General features: G+C 66.6%; 16 protein-coding genes. 8 read left to right on the forward strand and 8 right to left on the reverse strand.

From position 1 onward, the window contains the following. Nucleotides 1-21: 21 nt before the first annotated feature. Both HWX76_RS03365 and HWX76_RS03370 read right to left on the reverse strand, forming a co-directional pair. Nucleotides 22-735: an ABC transporter permease gene (locus HWX76_RS03365; protein WP_124631241.1), complete on the reverse strand. Its 714-nt coding sequence runs from the start codon at nucleotides 733-735 to the stop codon at nucleotides 22-24. Further along, on the reverse strand, nucleotides 732-1,421 hold the full coding sequence (locus HWX76_RS03370; RefSeq protein WP_124631240.1) for an ABC transporter permease: 690 nt from the start codon (nucleotides 1,419-1,421) through the stop codon (nucleotides 732-734). The genes HWX76_RS03365 and HWX76_RS03370 overlap by 4 nt, the downstream gene beginning before the upstream one ends. A 644-nt stretch (nucleotides 1,422-2,065) precedes the next feature. Between HWX76_RS03370 and HWX76_RS03375 the strand changes: the two genes are divergently transcribed. The 3 genes from HWX76_RS03375 (at nucleotide 2,066) to hutC (ending at nucleotide 4,518) form a co-directional block, all read left to right on the forward strand. Continuing rightward, a complete protein-coding gene (locus tag HWX76_RS03375) occupies nucleotides 2,066-2,377 on the forward strand; it encodes a hypothetical protein (protein WP_080334418.1) in 312 nt (103 codons plus the stop codon). Between the two features lie 135 nt (nucleotides 2,378-2,512). After that, the gene (locus tag HWX76_RS03380; RefSeq protein ID WP_124554509.1) at nucleotides 2,513-3,640 is read left to right on the forward strand and encodes a porin; all 1,128 of its coding nucleotides are present in this window, start codon (nucleotides 2,513-2,515) and stop codon (nucleotides 3,638-3,640) included. 182 nt (nucleotides 3,641-3,822) lie between these two features. Further along, a complete protein-coding gene (gene hutC, locus HWX76_RS03385; RefSeq protein ID WP_050018069.1) occupies nucleotides 3,823-4,518 on the forward strand; it encodes a histidine utilization repressor in 696 nt (231 codons plus the stop codon). 15 nt (nucleotides 4,519-4,533) lie between these two features. Here hutC and HWX76_RS03390 read toward each other — a convergent pair whose 3' ends face one another. Further along, nucleotides 4,534-5,775 carry a glycosyltransferase gene (locus tag HWX76_RS03390; protein ID WP_176015482.1) on the reverse strand — a complete coding sequence of 414 codons (1,242 nt, stop codon included), beginning with the start codon at nucleotides 5,773-5,775 and terminating at the stop codon, nucleotides 4,534-4,536. Nucleotides 5,776-5,867: 92 nt separating this feature from the next. Between HWX76_RS03390 and HWX76_RS03395 the strand changes: the two genes are divergently transcribed. Continuing rightward, nucleotides 5,868-6,488, forward strand: a complete 621-nt coding sequence (locus HWX76_RS03395; RefSeq protein ID WP_175976299.1) for a TetR/AcrR family transcriptional regulator — start codon at nucleotides 5,868-5,870, stop codon at nucleotides 6,486-6,488. A gap of 250 nt (nucleotides 6,489-6,738) precedes the next feature. Next, nucleotides 6,739-7,092, forward strand: a complete 354-nt coding sequence (locus tag HWX76_RS03400) for a hypothetical protein (RefSeq protein WP_124631237.1) — start codon at nucleotides 6,739-6,741, stop codon at nucleotides 7,090-7,092. A 40-nt stretch (nucleotides 7,093-7,132) separates the two neighbouring features. On the opposite strand, the gene HWX76_RS03405 is transcribed toward HWX76_RS03400, so the two are convergent. The 4 genes from HWX76_RS03405 to HWX76_RS03420 form a co-directional block, all read right to left on the reverse strand. Then, a complete protein-coding gene (locus HWX76_RS03405) occupies nucleotides 7,133-7,975 on the reverse strand; it encodes an alpha/beta hydrolase (RefSeq protein ID WP_176015483.1) in 843 nt (280 codons plus the stop codon). A 109-nt stretch (nucleotides 7,976-8,084) separates the two neighbouring features. Further along, on the reverse strand, nucleotides 8,085-9,002 hold the full coding sequence (locus tag HWX76_RS03410; RefSeq protein WP_050018064.1) for a LysR family transcriptional regulator: 918 nt from the start codon (nucleotides 9,000-9,002) through the stop codon (nucleotides 8,085-8,087). 264 nt (nucleotides 9,003-9,266) lie between these two features. After that, complete coding sequence (locus HWX76_RS03415; RefSeq protein ID WP_047901546.1) at nucleotides 9,267-9,512, reverse strand: DUF3717 domain-containing protein; 246 nt, start codon at nucleotides 9,510-9,512, stop codon at nucleotides 9,267-9,269. Nucleotides 9,513-9,776: 264 nt separating this feature from the next. Further along, nucleotides 9,777-11,312, reverse strand: coding sequence for an amino acid permease (locus HWX76_RS03420; protein WP_050018063.1), 1,536 nt, complete (start codon nucleotides 11,310-11,312; stop codon nucleotides 9,777-9,779). Between the two features lie 586 nt (nucleotides 11,313-11,898). Between HWX76_RS03420 and HWX76_RS03425 the strand changes: the two genes are divergently transcribed. The 3 genes from HWX76_RS03425 to argG all read left to right on the forward strand — a co-directional run bounded on the left by HWX76_RS03425 (nucleotide 11,899) and on the right by argG (nucleotide 16,335). Continuing rightward, entirely contained in the window at nucleotides 11,899-13,431 is a 1,533-nt protein-coding gene (locus HWX76_RS03425; RefSeq protein ID WP_050018062.1) for a sensor domain-containing diguanylate cyclase, read from the forward strand. A 178-nt stretch (nucleotides 13,432-13,609) separates the two neighbouring features. Beyond that, nucleotides 13,610-14,680, forward strand: coding sequence for an FUSC family protein (locus HWX76_RS03430; protein WP_176015484.1), 1,071 nt, complete (start codon nucleotides 13,610-13,612; stop codon nucleotides 14,678-14,680). Between the two features lie 317 nt (nucleotides 14,681-14,997). Continuing rightward, nucleotides 14,998-16,335: an argininosuccinate synthase gene (gene argG, locus HWX76_RS03435; RefSeq protein ID WP_050018060.1), complete on the forward strand. Its 1,338-nt coding sequence runs from the start codon at nucleotides 14,998-15,000 to the stop codon at nucleotides 16,333-16,335. 133 nt (nucleotides 16,336-16,468) lie between these two features. Here the strand turns inward: argG and HWX76_RS03440 are convergent, their stop codons facing one another. Then, nucleotides 16,469-17,269, reverse strand: coding sequence for a hypothetical protein (locus tag HWX76_RS03440; protein WP_124631231.1), 801 nt, complete (start codon nucleotides 17,267-17,269; stop codon nucleotides 16,469-16,471). Between the last annotated feature and the right edge of the window lie 39 nt (nucleotides 17,270-17,308).

Here is a 17,308-nt window from a genome sequence, read left to right on the forward strand (position 1 = left end):
GTTGCGGATCTTGCGAATGCGTTAATGGCCGCGCGGCGCGAGGTACGCGAGCCAGCGCGTCTCGAGCTTGCGGAACGCCCAGATGAGCGCGAATACGACGACCGCGTACAGCACGGCCGCGATGCCGTAGGCCTGGAACGACATGTACGTCGCCGAATTGACGTCGCGCGTGACCTTCAGGATGTCGGGCACGGTCGCGGTGAACGCGAGCGTCGTCGCGTGCAGCATCAGGATCACTTCGTTGCTGTAGCTCGGCAGCGAGCGGCGCAGCGCGGACGGCAGGATGATGCGCGTATAGAGCTTGAAGCGCGACATTCCGTACGCCATCCCGGCCTCCATCTCGCCGGCCGACGTCGCCTTGATCGCGCCCGCGAAGATCTCGGTCGCATACGCACATTCGTTCAGCACGAACGCGAGCAGCGTGCAGTTCATCGCGTTGCGGAAGAACGTGTCGAGCAGCACGTGGTCGTGCACGACCTGCAGGCTGTAGATGCCCGTGTAGCACATCAGCAGTTGCACGTAGAGCGGCGTGCCGCGGAACACGTACGTATAGAGCCACACGGGGCCGGAGATCCAGCGGTTCGACGACGCACGCGCGATCGCGAGCGGCACGGCGAGCGCGAAACCGAGCGCGATCGACACGACCAGCAGCCACAGCGTGATCGCGAGGCCGCTGAAGCGGTAGCCGTCGGAATAGAGATAGCTTTGCCAGTACTGGCCGACGAGTTCGATCACAGTGCAAGCCTCCGGACACCGACGGAATAACGCTTCTCGAGGTGGTGCAGCACGACGTTGGACACCGTCGTGATCGCGAGGTAGATCGCGCCTGCCGCGAGCGTGAAAAAGAAGAAATCGAGCGTGCTCTTGCCCGCGTCCTGCGACGCCTTCACGACGTCGGCGAGGCCGATGATCGACACGAGCGCGGTGGCTTTCACGAGCACCTGCCAGTTGTTGCCGATGCCCGGCAGCGCGAAGCGCATCATCTGCGGGAACAGGATGCGGTAAAACACGCGCCAGCCGCCCATCCCGTACGCGAAGCCCGCTTCGAGCTGGCCGCGCGGCACCGCGAGGAACGCACCGCGGAACGTCTCGGTAAAGTACGCGCCGTAGATGAAGCCGAGCGTCACGACGCCGGCCACGAACGGGTCGATGTCGATCTGGTCCCAGCCGAGCACGTCGGTCACGTCGTTCAGCAGGATCTGGATCCCGTAGAACAGCAGCAGCATCAGCACGAGGTCGGGCACCGCGCGGATCAGCGTCGTGTAGAACGTGCCGACCGACTTGAGCGCGCGGTTGGCCGACAGTTTCGCGGCCGCGCCGGCGAGGCCCAGTATCAGCGACGCGGCGAGCGACAGCACCGCGAGCTTCACGGTCTCGACCGTGCCGGCCCACAGCAGCGGGCCAAATCCTTGGAAGATCATATTAGGGATCCAGAACGATGTGGCTGGATTGTCAATAGCCATTAAGCGCGTATCAAACGAGTTCCGCGCACGACGTGATGCGGCCTGCTCATCAAGCCGGACGCGTCACGCGAAGGGCGTGGCGAGGGCAATACCGAGCGCGAGTTTCTTCATGGCGTTCCTGTCAGAGGCGAACTGGGGCGGGCTCCTGTCAAGCCGAGCGCCGTGAACCCTTTCAACCGGGGAAATCGCTCGTTCCGGCGACACCCAAGTTGTACAGACAACTTTGCCTTTTCAGGGCGAGGCCAGCAATCCGTGTTTATCTCTAATTGTCGGCGGATTAGGAGCAATAGGCCGTATTTTCCTTAATTTTCAATTACTTATTTATTACACGAAGCGGAATGATGGCGCTCTCGCGGCGTACGGGCGGGCCGCGGTAGCTGTCTAGACTTTCGTCGACTGAGCCGCTCATCCAACGATAACTCCGCCAGCGCGCGCTCATCATGCCTTGGGCCGTTGGCCGGCGCGGCACGGCGCGTTTACGCATCCTTTGCACGCGCGCGGCGAGTCTATACACCGTCTCGCCACGGCGATTTCTAGAATGGGGGTCATGTCCATCACGAGATCTCCGCGATGCGGAGCCCGCTGTGACCGGGGATGAGCCCATGAAACCGACCACAACCGATTCCGCTGCTTCACGCCATCTGCCGCCCGATCGTTCGCGGCGTCGCTCTCCCACGGACGCACTCGTGCTGCTGTCAGTTCGCGTCGAATCGGACAACCTCGCGATCGTGCGGCGCCAGTTGCATCAGGCCGTCGGCGCCGCGCTCAACGGCTACACGGCCACGATCGACAGCCGCACCGGGCGCGCGTGCATCGAACTCGAAGTCGCGCGGTCGCAGGCGTCGCCCGCGATCCTGTCGATCCTGCGCGCGCTGCCGGCGGCCGAGTTCGGCACGATCCGCCTGCTGCACTAGCCAGCGTTCGCCGCCGCCGCGCGTGAACACGCGTCACGCGCTCCCCTTTCATCGATTCGCACACGCGTGTTCGCACGGGCACGCGTGACGGATCGCCGTTCCCGTCGCAACGGGCCTTTCCAGGAAATACACACAATGAAGAAAGCAGTCGTCGGTACCCTGTCGTTCGCATTCATCGGCGCCGCCGCGCATGCGCAAAGCAGCGTCACGCTCTACGGGATGCTGGATGCCGGTATCGCCTATACGAACAACCAGTCGGGCAAAAGCGCGTGGCAGCAAGGCAGCGGGCTGCTGTCGAACACGGTCTTCGGGCTGAGCGGCAACGAGGATCTCGGCGGCGGCCTGCATGCGCTGTTTCGACTCGAAAGCGGCTTCAACCTGAACAACGGCACGCAGTCCTATCGAAATACGATATTCGGCCGCCGTGCGTACGTCGGCCTGCAGAGCGACCGGTACGGCACGCTGACGCTCGGTCGCCAGTACGACGCCGTGGTCGACTATCTCGGCCCGCTCGCGATGGCGAACAACGGCGACGGCAACAACCTCGCATCGCATCCGTTCGACAACGACAACCTCGACGATTCGTTCTACATCGACAACGCGGTGAAATACACGAGCCCGACGCTCGCCGGCTGGCAGTTCGGCGGCCTGTACGGGTTCGGCAACGCGGCCGGCGGCTTCGCGAACAACCGCGCATACAGCGCGGGCGTGTCGTATGCGAACGGGCCGGTCAATCTCGGCGCCGCGTACCTGCAACTCAACCGCGGCGGCCTGACGACCGGCGGCGCATTGTCGACGAACGACGCGCCGAACTTCCCGGCCGTCCGGCAGCGCGTGATGGGCGCCGGCGGCAGCTACGCGTTCGACCGGCTGACGATCGGCGCGTTGTGGACGCATACGATGTTCGACGAGACGGCCGCGTCGTCGCTGCCCGGCGCGCTGAATGCGCTGCGCTTCGACAACTACGAACTCAACGCGCGCTATGCGCTGACGCCGGCCGTCTCGTTCGCGGGCGCCTATACGTTCACCGACGGCCGCTACGACGACGCCACCGGCAGCCACCGGCCGAAGTGGCACCAGGTGACGCTGATGGCCGACTACGCGCTGAGCAAGCGCACCGACGTGTATGCGGAAACCGTGTACCAGCACCAGTTCGGCGTGCCGTCGGACGCGACGCTCGGGTTCGCGAACGTCACGGGGGTCGCGGCTTCGTCGACCCGCACGCAGGTAGTCGCAACGATCGGCATCCGGCATCGGTTCTGACCGCGCGCGGGCCGTCGACCGGCCGGCCGCTCTGTGCAATCCCGCATGGACGCGCGCCGGCCGAACAGGGATCATTCGGGGAATCCGGGCCGGCGCGCTCGCGAAACCGGTACACTCGGCGCCGGGCGCGCGCCGGACCGGCATTCGGCGGCGGCCCGCCGCCGACTCTGAATCGTGATCCCATGACCACACCGATCTATCAGGAAATCAAGGACTTCATCCTCGCGCGCATTCATGCCGGCGAATGGGCGGAAGGCGACCAGGTGCCGTCGGAGAACGAGCTCGCGCGCGAATTCAACGTCGCTCGGATGACCGTCAACCGCGCGCTGCGCGAGCTGACCGCCGAACAGGTGCTCACGCGCACGCGCGGCTCCGGCACGTACGTCGCATCGCCGAAGTACGAATCGACGCTCGTCGCGATCCGCAGCATCTCCGACGAAGTCGCCGCGCGCGGCCACGGCTATCGCGCGCAGGTGCTGCTGGTCGGCGCGGCCGTCGCCGATGCGAAGCTCGCCGACGAACTGCAACTCGACACCGGCAGCCCGATCTTCCATTCGCGCGTGCTGCACTTCGAAAACGACACGCCCGTGCAACTCGAGGAACGCTGGGTCAATCCGGCCTGCGCGCCCGAATACGCGTTGCAGGACTTCACGGCGACGACGCCGAACCAGTACCTGACGCGCGTCGCGCCGCTGCAGCGCGTCGAATACCGGATCGAGGCCGCGATGCCCGATGCCGACACGCGCCGCCACCTGACGATGGACGATCGCGAGCCGTGCCTGCTGCTGCATCGGCGCACGTGGTCGCAGGGGCTGGTCGCGTCGGTCGCCAATCTGTGGCACCCGGGCAGCCGCTATCGGTTCACCGGGCATTTTTGATGCCGACGCGCGGGCTTACCGCGCGCGCGGTTGCGCCCATCGTTCGATCGCACTGACCGCCCGCTTCAAGCCGTCTTCTTGCGCGATGAGCGTACCGAGTTCCGTCGCACGCGCCTTCGTCTCATCCCGTTCGGCAAACACGATGGCCCGCGCCAGCGCCGCAGCCTCCATGCGCCGGCCCGGCACCGGCGCATCCGCGACGCCGAGCCGTTGCAGCCGGTTCGCCCAGAAGAACTGATCGCCCGCGAACGGCACGACCACCGACGGAATACCGGCCCGTGCGGCCGAATGCGTGGTGCCCGAGCCGCCGTGATGGATCGCCATCGCGACGCGCGGGAACAGCCAGTCGTGCGGCGTGTCGCCGATCACGCGAACGTGCGCCGGCAGCAGCGACGCATCGATGCCGCTCCAGCCCGGATAAAGCAGCGCGCGCCGGCCGGCCAGCGCATGCGTCAGCGCCGCGGCCATCGCCGCGCGATCGAAGCCGGCCATGCTGCCGAAACCGACGTACACGGGCGGCTCGCCCGCGTCGAGAAACGCCGCGAGTTCGGGCGGCGGCGCCCACGCACGCGCATCGATTCGCCACTGGCCACAGGCTTGCACGTTCGCCGGCCAGTCGGCCGGATCGGACAGCAGCACGGGCGACACGCCATACAGCATCGGATGATCGGTCCACACGCGCTTGCGCGGCGGCAATCCGCCTACGCTGGCGCGCGCGGCGTTGGTCGACTTCCTGAACGCCTGCCACAGCAGCGCATTCACGAGCCGATGGGTCGCGCGATTCAGCCCGCGCGGCAACTTGCCCGGCGGCAGGAACGGCGACGCGAATTCGGCGGTCGGCGTGATCGGGATCATGCCCGTGCCGATCGCCGGGATGCGGCGATATTCGGCGACCGACAACCCGACGAACGACGCGAGTCCCGACACGAGCAGCGCGTCGCAGCCGGCCGACGCGTCCGCCACTTCGCGCATCCACGCGGCCGTGTTCGCATTCGCGATCGCCGCGAGCGCCTTGGACGTATCGGCGAAGCCGCCGCGCCCGCGCACCGCACCGGCCAACGCGCCTTCCGGCGCGATCGCGCGACGGATGTCGCCGGACAGCGGCGCCGACGGCACGCCGAGCGCGACGGCCGACCCGAGCGTCGCCGCGTCGGCGAGCAACCGGACGTCATGGCCGGCATCCGTCAACGCGCGGCCGAGCGCCGCGAGCGGGCGCGTGTCGCCTTCGGTGCCGTAGGTGGCGATGACGAGTTTCATGCGGGGCTCCCCGTGCATGGCGGAAAAGGTTGGATTCAAAAAAGTGCACGCCGTATACTAATGCAATCCGTACACTTTCAGTCAACCCCGCCATGACGATTCCGACCGACGATCCGGGCCGCCGCGCGCGCAAACGCATCCAGATGCTCGCGCATCTCGCCGCGACCGGCGCGCGCCTGTTCGACGCGCACGGCTACGATGCCGTCACGATGGAGCAGATCGCCGCGCAGGCCGACGTCGCGAAGCGCACGCTGTACAACCACTTTCCGACGAAGGAAGCCGTGCTCGCGCACTGGCTCGAGGGCGAACTCGCGCGCGATCTCGCGCATCTGCAGCAGGACGTCGCGCGGCGCAAGACCTTTGCGTCGCGCATCGGCTGCGTGCTCGACGCGTCGGCCGCGTGGTGCGAACAACATCCGGTGTATCTGCTTGCGTACCTGCGGCACCGCTTCCTGAGCATTGGCGCAGCCGAACCGGAGCGTGCGGGAGAGAACGGCAGCGATATCGCGCTGGTGTGGCAGCAACTGATCGCAGCCGGCCAGCAGGCCGGCGAACTGAACCGCACGCTGCAGGCCGATCAGCTCGCGACCTGGTTCCATCACCTGTATCTCGCGGCGATGCTGCGCTGGCTAACCGTGCCGGGGCTGTCGCTGAAACGGGAGTTTCAGTCGGTCGCGAAGCTGTTTATCGAAGGCGCGGAAGCGAAACGGTGACGCACGCACAAACGCCCGGAAGGACGTCGCGGCGCCATGCAACGCAGCGCAACGGCCAGAGGGAGGCCGCCAACGCGTCGCGCATCGCGCACACATTGTTACAACGAACGCACACTTCGCATGCCAAATTTCCCGCGCAGCAGTATGCTGATGCGGTACGGCTGCGCACTGTGCATCGGGCAATCCCCTAGTTTGCACGCGACACGCGCCGCCGTCGCGACCGCAATCATGCGTTGCAAGGAGGGTTGTGATGGCTACCACGCATCAGCACTTCCACCTCGAACTACGGCACGCCACCGCGCCGACCTACTTCATCAGTTACCTGTTCCCCGCGTTGCTGTTCGTCTACGAACTGCTGCGCGTCGGCCAGTGGATCCGCGATCACGGGATGCAATTCGTCGCGTTCAAGCAGATGGGCTACGAGTATCTGCTGATGCTGCTGTTCGTCGGGCTGCAGATCGTCGTCGAGGCGATCTTCCTGCTCGGCGCGGCGATGCGCAAGGATCATCGCGATTTCGAGCACCGGTTGCCGAACGTGATTCTCGGCATCGGCCTGTCGATCGTGCTGCTGGCGATCGATCTCGGGATCCAGCTTTCGTTCTGACGGCCAGCGGGCGGACGCCCGCTGGCGATGGCGAGCGCGTTCAGGCGCCCGCGTCGCGCAGCAACGTCGCGACGGCGGCCAGTACGTCGTCCGTCCGCTCGCGGTGCGGCATGTGTCCGCAGCGGGCGAGCAACAGGAACGACGACGGCCCCGCGACGCGCGCGGCGATCCGCTTCGGATGCACGTCGGACCCGTATTCGTCGTCCTCGCCGTGAATCGCGAGCGTCGCGCACTGCACGCGCGGCAGGTCGTCGTCGAGAGTCCAGTCGCGAAACGCCGGCGACAACCACGTGTCGACCCACGCGCGCAGCACCCATTCGGCCTTGTCGCCGTGATAGCGCGCGAGCCGGTCGAGCTGCCCCGGCTCGTCGAACTGCCGCCCGGCGTCGCGAATGCCGGCCAGCGTGCGATCCTCGACGAACGCCTGCGCGGCGACCGTCACGAGCGCGCGGCAACGCGCCGGCTGCGCGGCCGCGCAGCCGACCGCCATCCCGCCGCCGACGCTGTGTCCGAACGCGACGAACGCATCGACGCCGAGTCGATCCAGCAACGCGACGAACGCATGATCGGCCTCGTCGCGCACGAACGTCGTGGCGAGTACCCCGGGATGACGATCCGAACGGCCGAAACCAAGACGGTCGTATGCGATCACGTCGCGTTGCGTCGCGCTGGCGAGTTGCGCGGGGAAATCGCGCCACAGATCGACGCAGCCGAGCGAATCGTGCAGCAGCACGATCGGTGCGGCCGGCCCAGGTGCGGCCGGCCCAGGCGCGGCCGGCCCAGGCGCGGCCGCGTGCCGCACCGGCCCCGCACCCCAGCGTTTCGCAAAGAGACGCCCTTGCGGCGTCTCGACGGTCATCTCCTCGGTCACGATATCGGTCATGTGTCGGTCGTCTGCATGAAAGCGGCCGCCCGTCGGCGGCCGCATCGAATCCGGACATGGTGGCCCGTCGGCGCGCGCAGCGTCAAGCAAGCCCCTATCGGCCACGCGTTCATTCGGGCTGCGGCGGCAGATACTCCATCTGCGCTTCGTCGTACAGCCGGTAGATCAGCGCCTGCATCGCGCGAATGTCCTCCGACTCGTCCAGCATCCGCATGCTCATGATGATCGGCGACACTAGGTTCGGATCGTCGAGCGGCTTGTAGCTGATGTCGTCGCGCTTGAGCCCGTACACGCTGTGCGGCACGACCGACACGCCCTCGCCCATCGCGACGAGGCCGAGCGCGATCTGCAGTTCACGCGTCTCGTAGATCCTGCGCGGTTGCAGCGCGCGATCGTGGAAGGCCGCGAGCACCTGGTCCGCGTAGCTCGGGCGCGGCGCCTTCGGAAAGATGATCAGCGTGTCGTTGACGAGATCGTGCAGCGACAGCACGGGCTTCGCGCTGTCGAGCACGTGGCCGACCGGCAGCGCGACGATCATCCTCTCCTCGCGCAGCACGACGCGCCGCACGCTCGGATCCTCGTGGCGGATGCGCCCGAACCCGACGTCGATGCGCCCTTCCTTCAGCGCCTTGATCTGGTCCATCGTCGACATCTCGTGCAGGCTCAATTCGACGGCCGGATATTCGCTGCGAAAGCGCCGGATGATCTTCGGCAGCATCCCGTACAGCGTCGAGCCGACGAAACCGACCGACATGCTGCGCTCGATCTTGCCGACCCGCTTCGTCATCGATTCGAGTTCGGTGGTCTGCGCGAGCAACTGCACCGCATGCGAATAGAAGAAGCGTCCGGCATCGGTCAGCTTCAGCGGCCGCGCGGTGCGCTCGAACAGCGGCACGCCGAGCGCTTCCTCGAGCTGCTGGATCTGCCGGCTCAGCGGCGGCTGCGCGATGTGCAGCCGTTCCGCCGCCCGCGTGAAATTCCGCTCTTCGGCCACCGCGACGAAGTAGCGGAGGTGTCTCAACTCCATGTTCGAATCCTCCCGGGACAGGCGACGGACGCTCATCCGGCACCGCGCGGGCAGCGCCCGCACCGCTCACCCTTGCCGGCTATCCGTACCGGCCTCCTCGATCGCCTGCTTGCCGATCCCGTCACGATACCTCAGCCGGCGCCGATCCCGGCTCGAGCAGCGTCGTGCTGGCGGCGACGTCAGGGGCCGCGCAAAGCAAAACGGGAAGCCGCGAGGCTTCCCGTTCGTTCACCGACGCCGCGCCGCGGCATCGTGCGCACCGCATCACACCTCGGTCGCATACAGCGCGTCGCGCTGCTCGTTACTCAGCGTGTCGAGCGGCACGTCGGGCAACTGATAGCAGATCATCGTGCCGTACAGCTCGGCCAGGCAGTTGCTGCCGGCGTCGAGCGCGTAGCCGTCCTCGCCGTCCGGCGCCGGCGGATACACTTCGCGCCACGCGTTGATCGCGGCTTCGATTCGCACGATGGAAACGGGTCCGGCCTTCCGCTCGGCGGGTGATGCGCTCATGAATTCCTCTGGGTTGCGCGCTCCGCGGGCCATGCCGGCCCGGCTGGAGCGATGAAAACGCCGGGCGTCTCGCCGGCCGCCGCGCGCCGCGCGCGCCGGATGCCGATCCGCGCCGCGCCTGTCGCGCCGGCCGGGCCGCGGCCCGGTAGGGTCGGGCAATATAACCGGCTTTGACCCCGCGCAGGCAAAAGCCGGGCAAAAAAAACGGGAAGGCGCGCGGCTTCCCGTTTCGTCGCCATCGCGCGGCTGCCTGCCGCGCCGGCGTCAGCCCGCGGTTTCGCGGTTCGCCACCGGCTGCCGCTGCGCGCCGCGATTCGCGGCGATCCACGGCGCGATCTCCATGTCCTCGTAGCGCACGAACCGGCTCTTCTTCAGGAGCCGGAAGCCGAGCCACACGACCACGAACAGCGGAATGCCGACATAGGTCGCGGTCACGCCGGCCCAGTCGATCCGGTTCGCGAGGAACGCCTGGTAATCCTGGCCGAGCGCGATCACGAGGCACAGCACGAACGCGAACAGCGGGCCGAACGGGAACCACTTCGACTGGTACGGCAACTGGTCGAGCGAATAACCCTGCTTCACGTACCCCTTGCGGAACCGGTAGTGGCTGACCGCGATGCCGAGCCACGCGATGAAGCCCGTCATCCCCGACGTGTTCAGCAGCCACAGGTACACGGTCTTGTCGCCGTACAGCGACGTGAAGAAGCACAGCGCGCCGACGGCGGTGGTCGCGTACAGTGCGTTGCGCGGCACGCCGCCCGGCGACAGCTTCGCGAACACCTTCGGCGCGCGGCCTTCGGTGGCGAGGTTGTAGAGCATCCGCGTGGACGCGTACATGCCCGAGTTCCCGGCCGACAGCACGGCCGTCAGGATCACCGCGTTCATCACGCCGGCCGCGAACGCGAGGCCGGCGTGGCGGAACACGAGCGTGAACGGGCTCACGCCGATGTCGGTTACGTCCGTCTTCAGCAGGTTCGGGTCGGTATACGGAATCAGCACGCCGATCACGAAGATCGCGAACACGTAGAACAGCAGGATCCGCCAGAACACCTGGCGCACCGCGCGCGGAATCGTCGTGCGCGGGTGCTCCGATTCGCCGGCCGCGACGCCGATCAGCTCGGTGCCCTGGAACGAGAAGCCCGCGATCATCGCGACGCCCATCAGCGCCGGCAGGCCGCCCGCGAACGGCGCGTCGCCGATCGTCAGGTTGCCCCAGCCGTTCGCCGGCGCGCCCTTCAGAATGCCGAAGATCATCAGCAGGCCAACGCCGATGAACGCGACCACCGTGACGACCTTGATCAGCGCGAACCAGTATTCGGCCTCGCCGAAGCCGCGCACGGTGAGCGCATTGAGCAGGAACATCACGGCGAGGAACGCCGCGCTCCACCACACGCCCGGCACGTCCGGAAACCAGTAGTGCATCACGAGCTGCGCGGCGACGAGCTCCACCGCGATCGTCACCGCCCAGTTGTACCAGTAGTTCCAGCCGAGCGCGAAGCCGAAGCCTTCGTCCACGTATTTCGCGCCGTAGGTCGCGAACGAACCCGACACCGGCATGAACGCGGCCATCTCGCCGAGGCTCGTCATCAGGAAGTAGACCATCAGGCCGATCAGCATGTACGCGACCATCGCGCCGCCGGGGCCAGCCTGCGAGATCGACGCGCCGGATGCGACGAACAGGCCCGTGCCGATCGAGCCGCCGATGGCGATCATCGTCAGGTGGCGCGCCTTCAGCGCGCGATGAAGCTTGGGTGGGTTCGCGGACGAACCGGGTGGGTCGGAATTCGGAATGGCGGACATAAACGAGACGAACGTTGAGCGGGCCGGCATCCGTAGCCGGCGCATGCGGAATCGGAGCGCGGTGCGCGTCCTGCGATGCATTCGATGCGGCCCCGATACGCGTTGCGCGGCGGGCGCCTGCGGCGAAGCGCGGATTCTACCTGATTCGATAGGGGGACAGCTGAGGTCGCGCCGCCCACCGCCATGCCGGAGATTTTGCGGAATCAACGGGTTGGCCGCGCCGGCCGTCGTCATTTTGCATACCGGCGCAAAAACCACGATTGCAGTCGGGTCATTCGATTTTCATTTCTCGCGAGCCGGCACTTAATACTGTCCTGATTCGCCAAATATCGCGGCAATAGGCAAATTCGACTGATGATTATGCGATTAATCAGACAAAAAGGCGGACACTGTTAATTGATTCAAGTCAGCCGCCCGCGCGCCATGCGGTAATGATGCGTAACCGCCGAGAATCACGCTCTCCACATGCATCTTTTGCATGTGTACGCGAAAGAGTGGAATTCGCGGGATAATGACGCTTAATTCGAAATAATCCGCGCGCGGAACCGCCAACGACGCGAGTAGCCGCCGCCCGTGCCCCCCGAGGATGAAGTCATTCCCGCTGCCCGCCACGCTGCGCCGCCATACCGCGTCGATCGTGGCACGCATTCTGTCGCCCCGCGGCGTACTCGTGGCGGGCATCGTCCTGCTGATGTTCAGTTGGGGACTTTCCACGTCGCTATTAATCGAGGCACGGCGCGACGCGTATGGCCATGCGGTCGAAAATGCGCGCAACCTGATGCTGCTGATCGAACGCGATATCGCGCGCAATATCGAACTCTACGATTTGTCGCTGCAAAACGTCGTCGACGGCCTGGCCGATCCGGAACTGATGACCTTGCCGCCGCGCCAGCGCCACCGGCTGCTGTTCGACCGCGCGGCCACCGGCGCCTATCTCGGCTCGATTTTCGTGATGGATGCGCATGGCAATATCGCGATCGATTCGAGCGTGTCGCCCGCGCGGCAAGGCAATTTCGCCGACCGCGACTATTTCGCCGTGCATCGCGACCGGCTCGCCCCCGGCCTCTACATCAGCCGGCCGTACGCGTCGCGGCTGCGCGGCGGCGCGCTGACGATCGCGCTGAGCCGCCGGATCAACCGGCCCGACGGCACGTTCGGCGGGATCGTCGTCGGCACGCTCAGCATCGACTACTTCCGCGCGCTGCTCGACGGTCTCGCGGTCGGCCGGCACGGCAGCGCGGCGATCGTCGAGGACAACGGCACGCTCGTGTCGCGCCTGCCCTACGACACGCGGGTGGTCGGCCTCGACCTGCACGATTCGCCGCTGTTCATCGACGCGCAGCGCGGCCGCGCCGGCGAGCTGACCGGTGTCGGCGCCATCGACGGCGTGCGGCGCATCTATGTTTACAAGCATCTCGCCGGGCTGCCGCTGATCGTCGACGTCGCGCCCGCCGAGATCGACGTCTACGCGGCGTGGCGCCATCGCGCGATCTGGACCGTCGTGCTGATGAGCCTGTTCACGGCGTTCATCGCGTGGGGCTCGCTCGCGCTGTCGCGCGAGCTGAAGCGCCGGCAGGACGCCGAATCGAAGCTGTACCGGCTCGCGCACACCGATTCGCTGACGGGCCTCGACAACCGCGGCACGTTCGACACGGTGCTCGCGAAAGAGGCCCAGCGCGCGTCGCGCAACGGCCGCCCGTTGTCCGTGCTGTTCGTCGACGTCGACCACTTCAAGGCGTTCAACGACTACTACGGCCACCCGGCCGGCGACGACGTGCTGCGCCAGGTCGCGCAATCGCTGACGCGCAGCCTGCGCCGCGACAGCGACCACGTCGCGCGCTACGGCGGCGAGGAGTTCGTCGTCACGCTGCCCGACACCGACGCGCCGGGCGCGGCGACCGTCGCCGAGGGCATCCGGCGCGCGATCGCGGGGCTCGACATCGAACACGTAAAGAGCCCGTACGGGCGCGTCACGGCCAGCATCGGCACCGCAACCGCCGCCGACGGCCGAATGACCGCCGCGACGCTGCTGCGACGCGCCGACGAAGCGCTGTACCGCGCGAAATCCGGCGGCCGCAACCGCGTGCTGGACGCGCAATCGAGTGCGGCCGACGCTTGACGCGATGTGATCCGGCAGGCCGCGTGACACGAAGCGGCCGCCTGCCGCCCAGCCACGGCCCGGCGGCCTCGCCGTGGACAGCCCGCGCTCGTTCGGCTAGCGTTACGTCAACTGCGCATGCGGCGCGGCGCCGGCCCGTGCACGCCGCCGTGCGCGTTCCCGCCACTCCCGCTCCGTCATGACCGCCCCGCTCCCGACCCGACTGCCGCCGCTCGTGCGCCACGCGCTCCGCCCGCTGCTCGACCCGTACCGCCGCTACCGGCACGCGAAGCTGATCCATGCGGCGCGCGTCGCGCTCGCGATTCTCGTGTCGATCGCGCTGTCCACGGGGCTGAACGTGCCGCATGGCGAATGGTCGACGATCACCGTGCTGATCGTCGTCGGCGGGCTGCAGCATCACGGCAACATCCGCAAGAAGGCGGCCGAGCGCGCGCTCGGCACGTCGATCGGCGCGCTGGCGGGGCTCGGGCTGATCCTCCTCTACTCGTTCCTGCACGCGCCGTTCGCGATCTACCTGCTGATGGCCGTCGGGTGCGGTATCTGCGCGTATCACGCGATCGGCAAGGCCGGCTACATCGCGCTGCTGTCGGCGATCACGATGGTGATCGTCGCCGGGCACGGCGACAACGAGATCGTCGACGGCCTGTGGCGCGCTGTGAACGTGCTGGTCGGCATCGTGATCGCGCTGGCGTTCTCGTTCGCGTTGCCGCTGTACGCGACCTATTCGTGGCGCTACAAGCTCGCCGACGCGCTGCGTGCGTGCGCGGCTGTGCATGCGCGGCTCGCGGGCGACCGCCACGTGAGCGACGATGCGCACCTGAAGGAAATGGCCGCGCTGAGCGCACTGCTCGTGCAGTTGCGTTCGCTGATGCCGTCGGTGTCGAAGGAATGCGAGACGTCGATGGCGCAGCTCGAGGCGATCCAGCGCAGCCTGCGCCTGTGCATCGGGTATCTGGAGATTCTGTCGAGCGCGCTGCCGGCCGCCGACGACGCGGCGGCCCGCGAATACGTGCGCGTCGAGATGAAGGGCGTGAACCGGCGCATCCGCGACACGCTGGTCGGCGCGAGCCGCGCGCTGAAGTTCGGCACGCCGAGCCGGCTCGCCCCGCGCCGCCGGCCGGTCGACCCGCCGCACGACGCGCCGCCGCCGCAGTTGTCCGGCTATGTGTCGATCACGGCCAAGCTGGCCGGCGAAGTCGACCAGTTGCGCGAGCGGCTGCTCGATACCGCGCAGGCGTGGAATATCTGAGGTTCCGGTTTCGTGCGCCAGTCTTTCATATGCCTTTCTGTGTGGAGGGGTGCGCACTGACGACGGCGACCCCTGCCTGACCGCCGATCCGGCCCTGAAATTCGGCCGCAGCCCGGCCCTTCAGCACGCGTTTCGGCAGCGATGCAACGCCGTCGAGCCTTGCGTTCTCCAGCCGGTTAACCGCCCGTCAGGCCCGCCGCGACAGGCGCGACGACGGTTCCGCAGCAAAATCAGCCCTTGCCCCAACTTCCCGGACAGCCGATACTCGCATATTCCGCGAAATACGATCCCACCGGCTTCAATCCACGGTAATTCCTATGAGCACGATTCTCGAAAGCCTCCCGACCGGCCAGAAGGTCGGTATCGCCTTCTCCGGCGGCCTGGACACCAGCGCCGCGCTGCACTGGATGAAACTGAAGGGCGCCGTCCCGTACGCATACACGGCGAACCTCGGCCAGCCCGACGAAGACGATTACGACGCGATCCCGAAACGCGCGATCGAATACGGCGCAGCCGGCGCCCGCCTGATCGACTGCCGCGCGCAGCTCGTCGCCGAAGGCATCGCGGCGCTGCAAAGCGGCGCGTTCCACATCACGACCGCCGGCGTCACGTACTTCAACACCACGCCGATCGGCCGCGCCGTGACGGGCACGATGCTCGTCGCCGCGATGAAGGAAGACGGCGTCAACATCTGGGGCGACGGCAGCACGTACAAGGGCAACGACATCGAGCGCTTCTACCGCTACGGCCTGCTCGTGAACCCGGATCTGAAGATCTACAAGCCGTGGCTCGACCAGACGTTCATCGACGAGCTCGGCGGCCGCGCCGAAATGTCCGAATTCATGAACCAGGCCGGCTTCGCGTACAAGATGTCGGCCGAGAAGGCGTATTCGACCGACTCGAACCTGCTCGGCGCGACGCACGAAGCGAAGGATCTGGAAAGCCTCGAAAGCGGCATCAAGATCGTGAACCCGATCATGGGCGTCGCGTTCTGGCGCGACGACGTGAAGATCGCCGCCGAAGAAGTGACGGTGCGCTTCGAAGCCGGCCAGCCGGTCGCGCTGAATGGCGTCGAGTTCAAGGATCAGGTCGAGCTGCTGCTGGAAGCGAACCGCATCGGCGGCCGCCACGGCCTGGGCATGAGCGACCAGATCGAGAACCGCATCATCGAGGCGAAGAGCCGCGGCATCTACGAAGCCCCGGGCCTCGCACTGCTGTACATCGCGTACGAGCGTCTCGTCACCGGCATCCACAACGAAGACACGATCGAGCAGTACCGCGAGAACGGCCGCCGCCTCGGCCGCCTGCTGTACCAGGGCCGCTGGTTCGACCCGCAGGCGATCATGCTGCGCGAAACGGCACAACGCTGGGTCGCACGCGCGATCACCGGCGAAGTGAAGATCGAACTGCGCCGCGGCAACGACTACTCGATCCTGAGCACGAAGTCGCCGAACCTCACGTATCAGCCGGAACGCCTGTCGATGGAGAAGGTGGCGTCGACGTTCTCGCCGCGCGATCGTATCGGCCAGCTGACGATGCGCAATCTCGACATCACCGATACGCGCGACAAGCTGCGCGTGTATTCGCAAGTCGGGCTGCTGACGCCGGGTGAAGCGTCGGCGCTGCCGCAGATCAAGGGCGATAGCGACAAGTAAGCCCGTCGCTTTCGCGAGCGGCCGGGCGGTGTGACAACCGCCCGGCTGCGTGCAGTCCTTCCCTTCCCGCTTTTTCTTCAAGCACTGCCGGATTCGGAACGCGTATCGCGACGATCCTGCAGGCGCGTCAACGTTATTTCGATGCCGTGGCCGTCGCGGTGGCCGCAGTCGTCGTCAATGCCGTCGAAGCAGCAGCAGTGGCCGGCGCCGGCGTACGTGCCAGATCCCGACCGATCAGGTCCGCGACCAACTTCTCGCACGACTTGATCCCTTCCACCGACTTGTCGAAATTCTTCTCGAGATCGCTGAAGCTGCCGTACTTGTAGGCAAAATCGCTGTCGACGTGGACGCTGTTCGCCTTGATGTCGTAGCCGCACGCGAACGTCTTGTAATAGAGGTCCTGCTTCGTCTTCGCGTCGAGAATGCGCGCGCGGATGACGACCCACGGGACGTAGTCGAGCTGGTTGGGCGGCGAGATATAACCGAACGACGTGAACCACACGTTCATGATCGCGTCCGCGTCGGTCTGGATCGCCGAGTAGTCGTCCGACTTGCCGTCATCGGCGAGCTTCACCTTCTGGCCGTCCAGCTTCACGACCTGATAGCCGTTGCCGGTGAGGCGGCCCGCCACGCCTTCTGCAATGTCCGGCGCGAACACGATCTTGCCGGCCGCGACGTGATCCGTATAGGTGCTCGTATGGCTTGCGTTGACGGCGCCTTGCGCGAGCGCGCCGATCAGCCCGAACCCGCCCGCCGCGCCGCCGAAATTGACGACCGCGACACGCTTCGGCTCGATGACGTCGAGCATCGCGATCGAATGCAGGTTCTGACGCGCTTCGGGTTTCATGTCGGTATTCGGCACCGTGGCGCAGCCGGACAGCAGCGTCACGAGCAGGCCGCAACCGAACAGGGTGGCTTTGGAGGAGTTCTTCATTGGATCAGTGGCTTTCGTTGTTGACGGAACGTGTTCATC

The sequence above is a fragment of the Burkholderia sp. BCC0398 genome (assembly GCF_902833245.1).
Taxonomy (GTDB): domain Bacteria; phylum Pseudomonadota; class Gammaproteobacteria; order Burkholderiales; family Burkholderiaceae; genus Burkholderia; species Burkholderia sola.

Coding starts and splice junctions, on each gene's coding strand:
- HWX76_RS03430 (WP_176015484.1), top strand. CDS start 13,610: ATGACCGCCCCGCTCCCGACCCGACTGCCGCCGCTCGTGCGCCACGCG.
- HWX76_RS03425 (WP_050018062.1), top strand. CDS start 11,899: ATGAAGTCATTCCCGCTGCCCGCCACGCTGCGCCGCCATACCGCGTCG.
- HWX76_RS03405 (WP_176015483.1), bottom strand. CDS start 7,975: ATGACCGATATCGTGACCGAGGAGATGACCGTCGAGACGCCGCAAGGG.
- HWX76_RS03410 (WP_050018064.1), bottom strand. CDS start 9,002: ATGGAGTTGAGACACCTCCGCTACTTCGTCGCGGTGGCCGAAGAGCGG.
- HWX76_RS03380 (WP_124554509.1), top strand. CDS start 2,513: ATGAAGAAAGCAGTCGTCGGTACCCTGTCGTTCGCATTCATCGGCGCC.
- hutC (WP_050018069.1), top strand. CDS start 3,823: ATGACCACACCGATCTATCAGGAAATCAAGGACTTCATCCTCGCGCGC.
- HWX76_RS03420 (WP_050018063.1), bottom strand. CDS start 11,312: ATGTCCGCCATTCCGAATTCCGACCCACCCGGTTCGTCCGCGAACCCA.
- argG (WP_050018060.1), top strand. CDS start 14,998: ATGAGCACGATTCTCGAAAGCCTCCCGACCGGCCAGAAGGTCGGTATC.
- HWX76_RS03400 (WP_124631237.1), top strand. CDS start 6,739: ATGGCTACCACGCATCAGCACTTCCACCTCGAACTACGGCACGCCACC.
- HWX76_RS03390 (WP_176015482.1), bottom strand. CDS start 5,775: ATGAAACTCGTCATCGCCACCTACGGCACCGAAGGCGACACGCGCCCG.
- HWX76_RS03415 (WP_047901546.1), bottom strand. CDS start 9,512: ATGAGCGCATCACCCGCCGAGCGGAAGGCCGGACCCGTTTCCATCGTG.
- HWX76_RS03440 (WP_124631231.1), bottom strand. CDS start 17,269: ATGAAGAACTCCTCCAAAGCCACCCTGTTCGGTTGCGGCCTGCTCGTG.
- HWX76_RS03375 (WP_080334418.1), top strand. CDS start 2,066: ATGAAACCGACCACAACCGATTCCGCTGCTTCACGCCATCTGCCGCCC.
- HWX76_RS03370 (WP_124631240.1), bottom strand. CDS start 1,421: ATGATCTTCCAAGGATTTGGCCCGCTGCTGTGGGCCGGCACGGTCGAG.
- HWX76_RS03395 (WP_175976299.1), top strand. CDS start 5,868: ATGACGATTCCGACCGACGATCCGGGCCGCCGCGCGCGCAAACGCATC.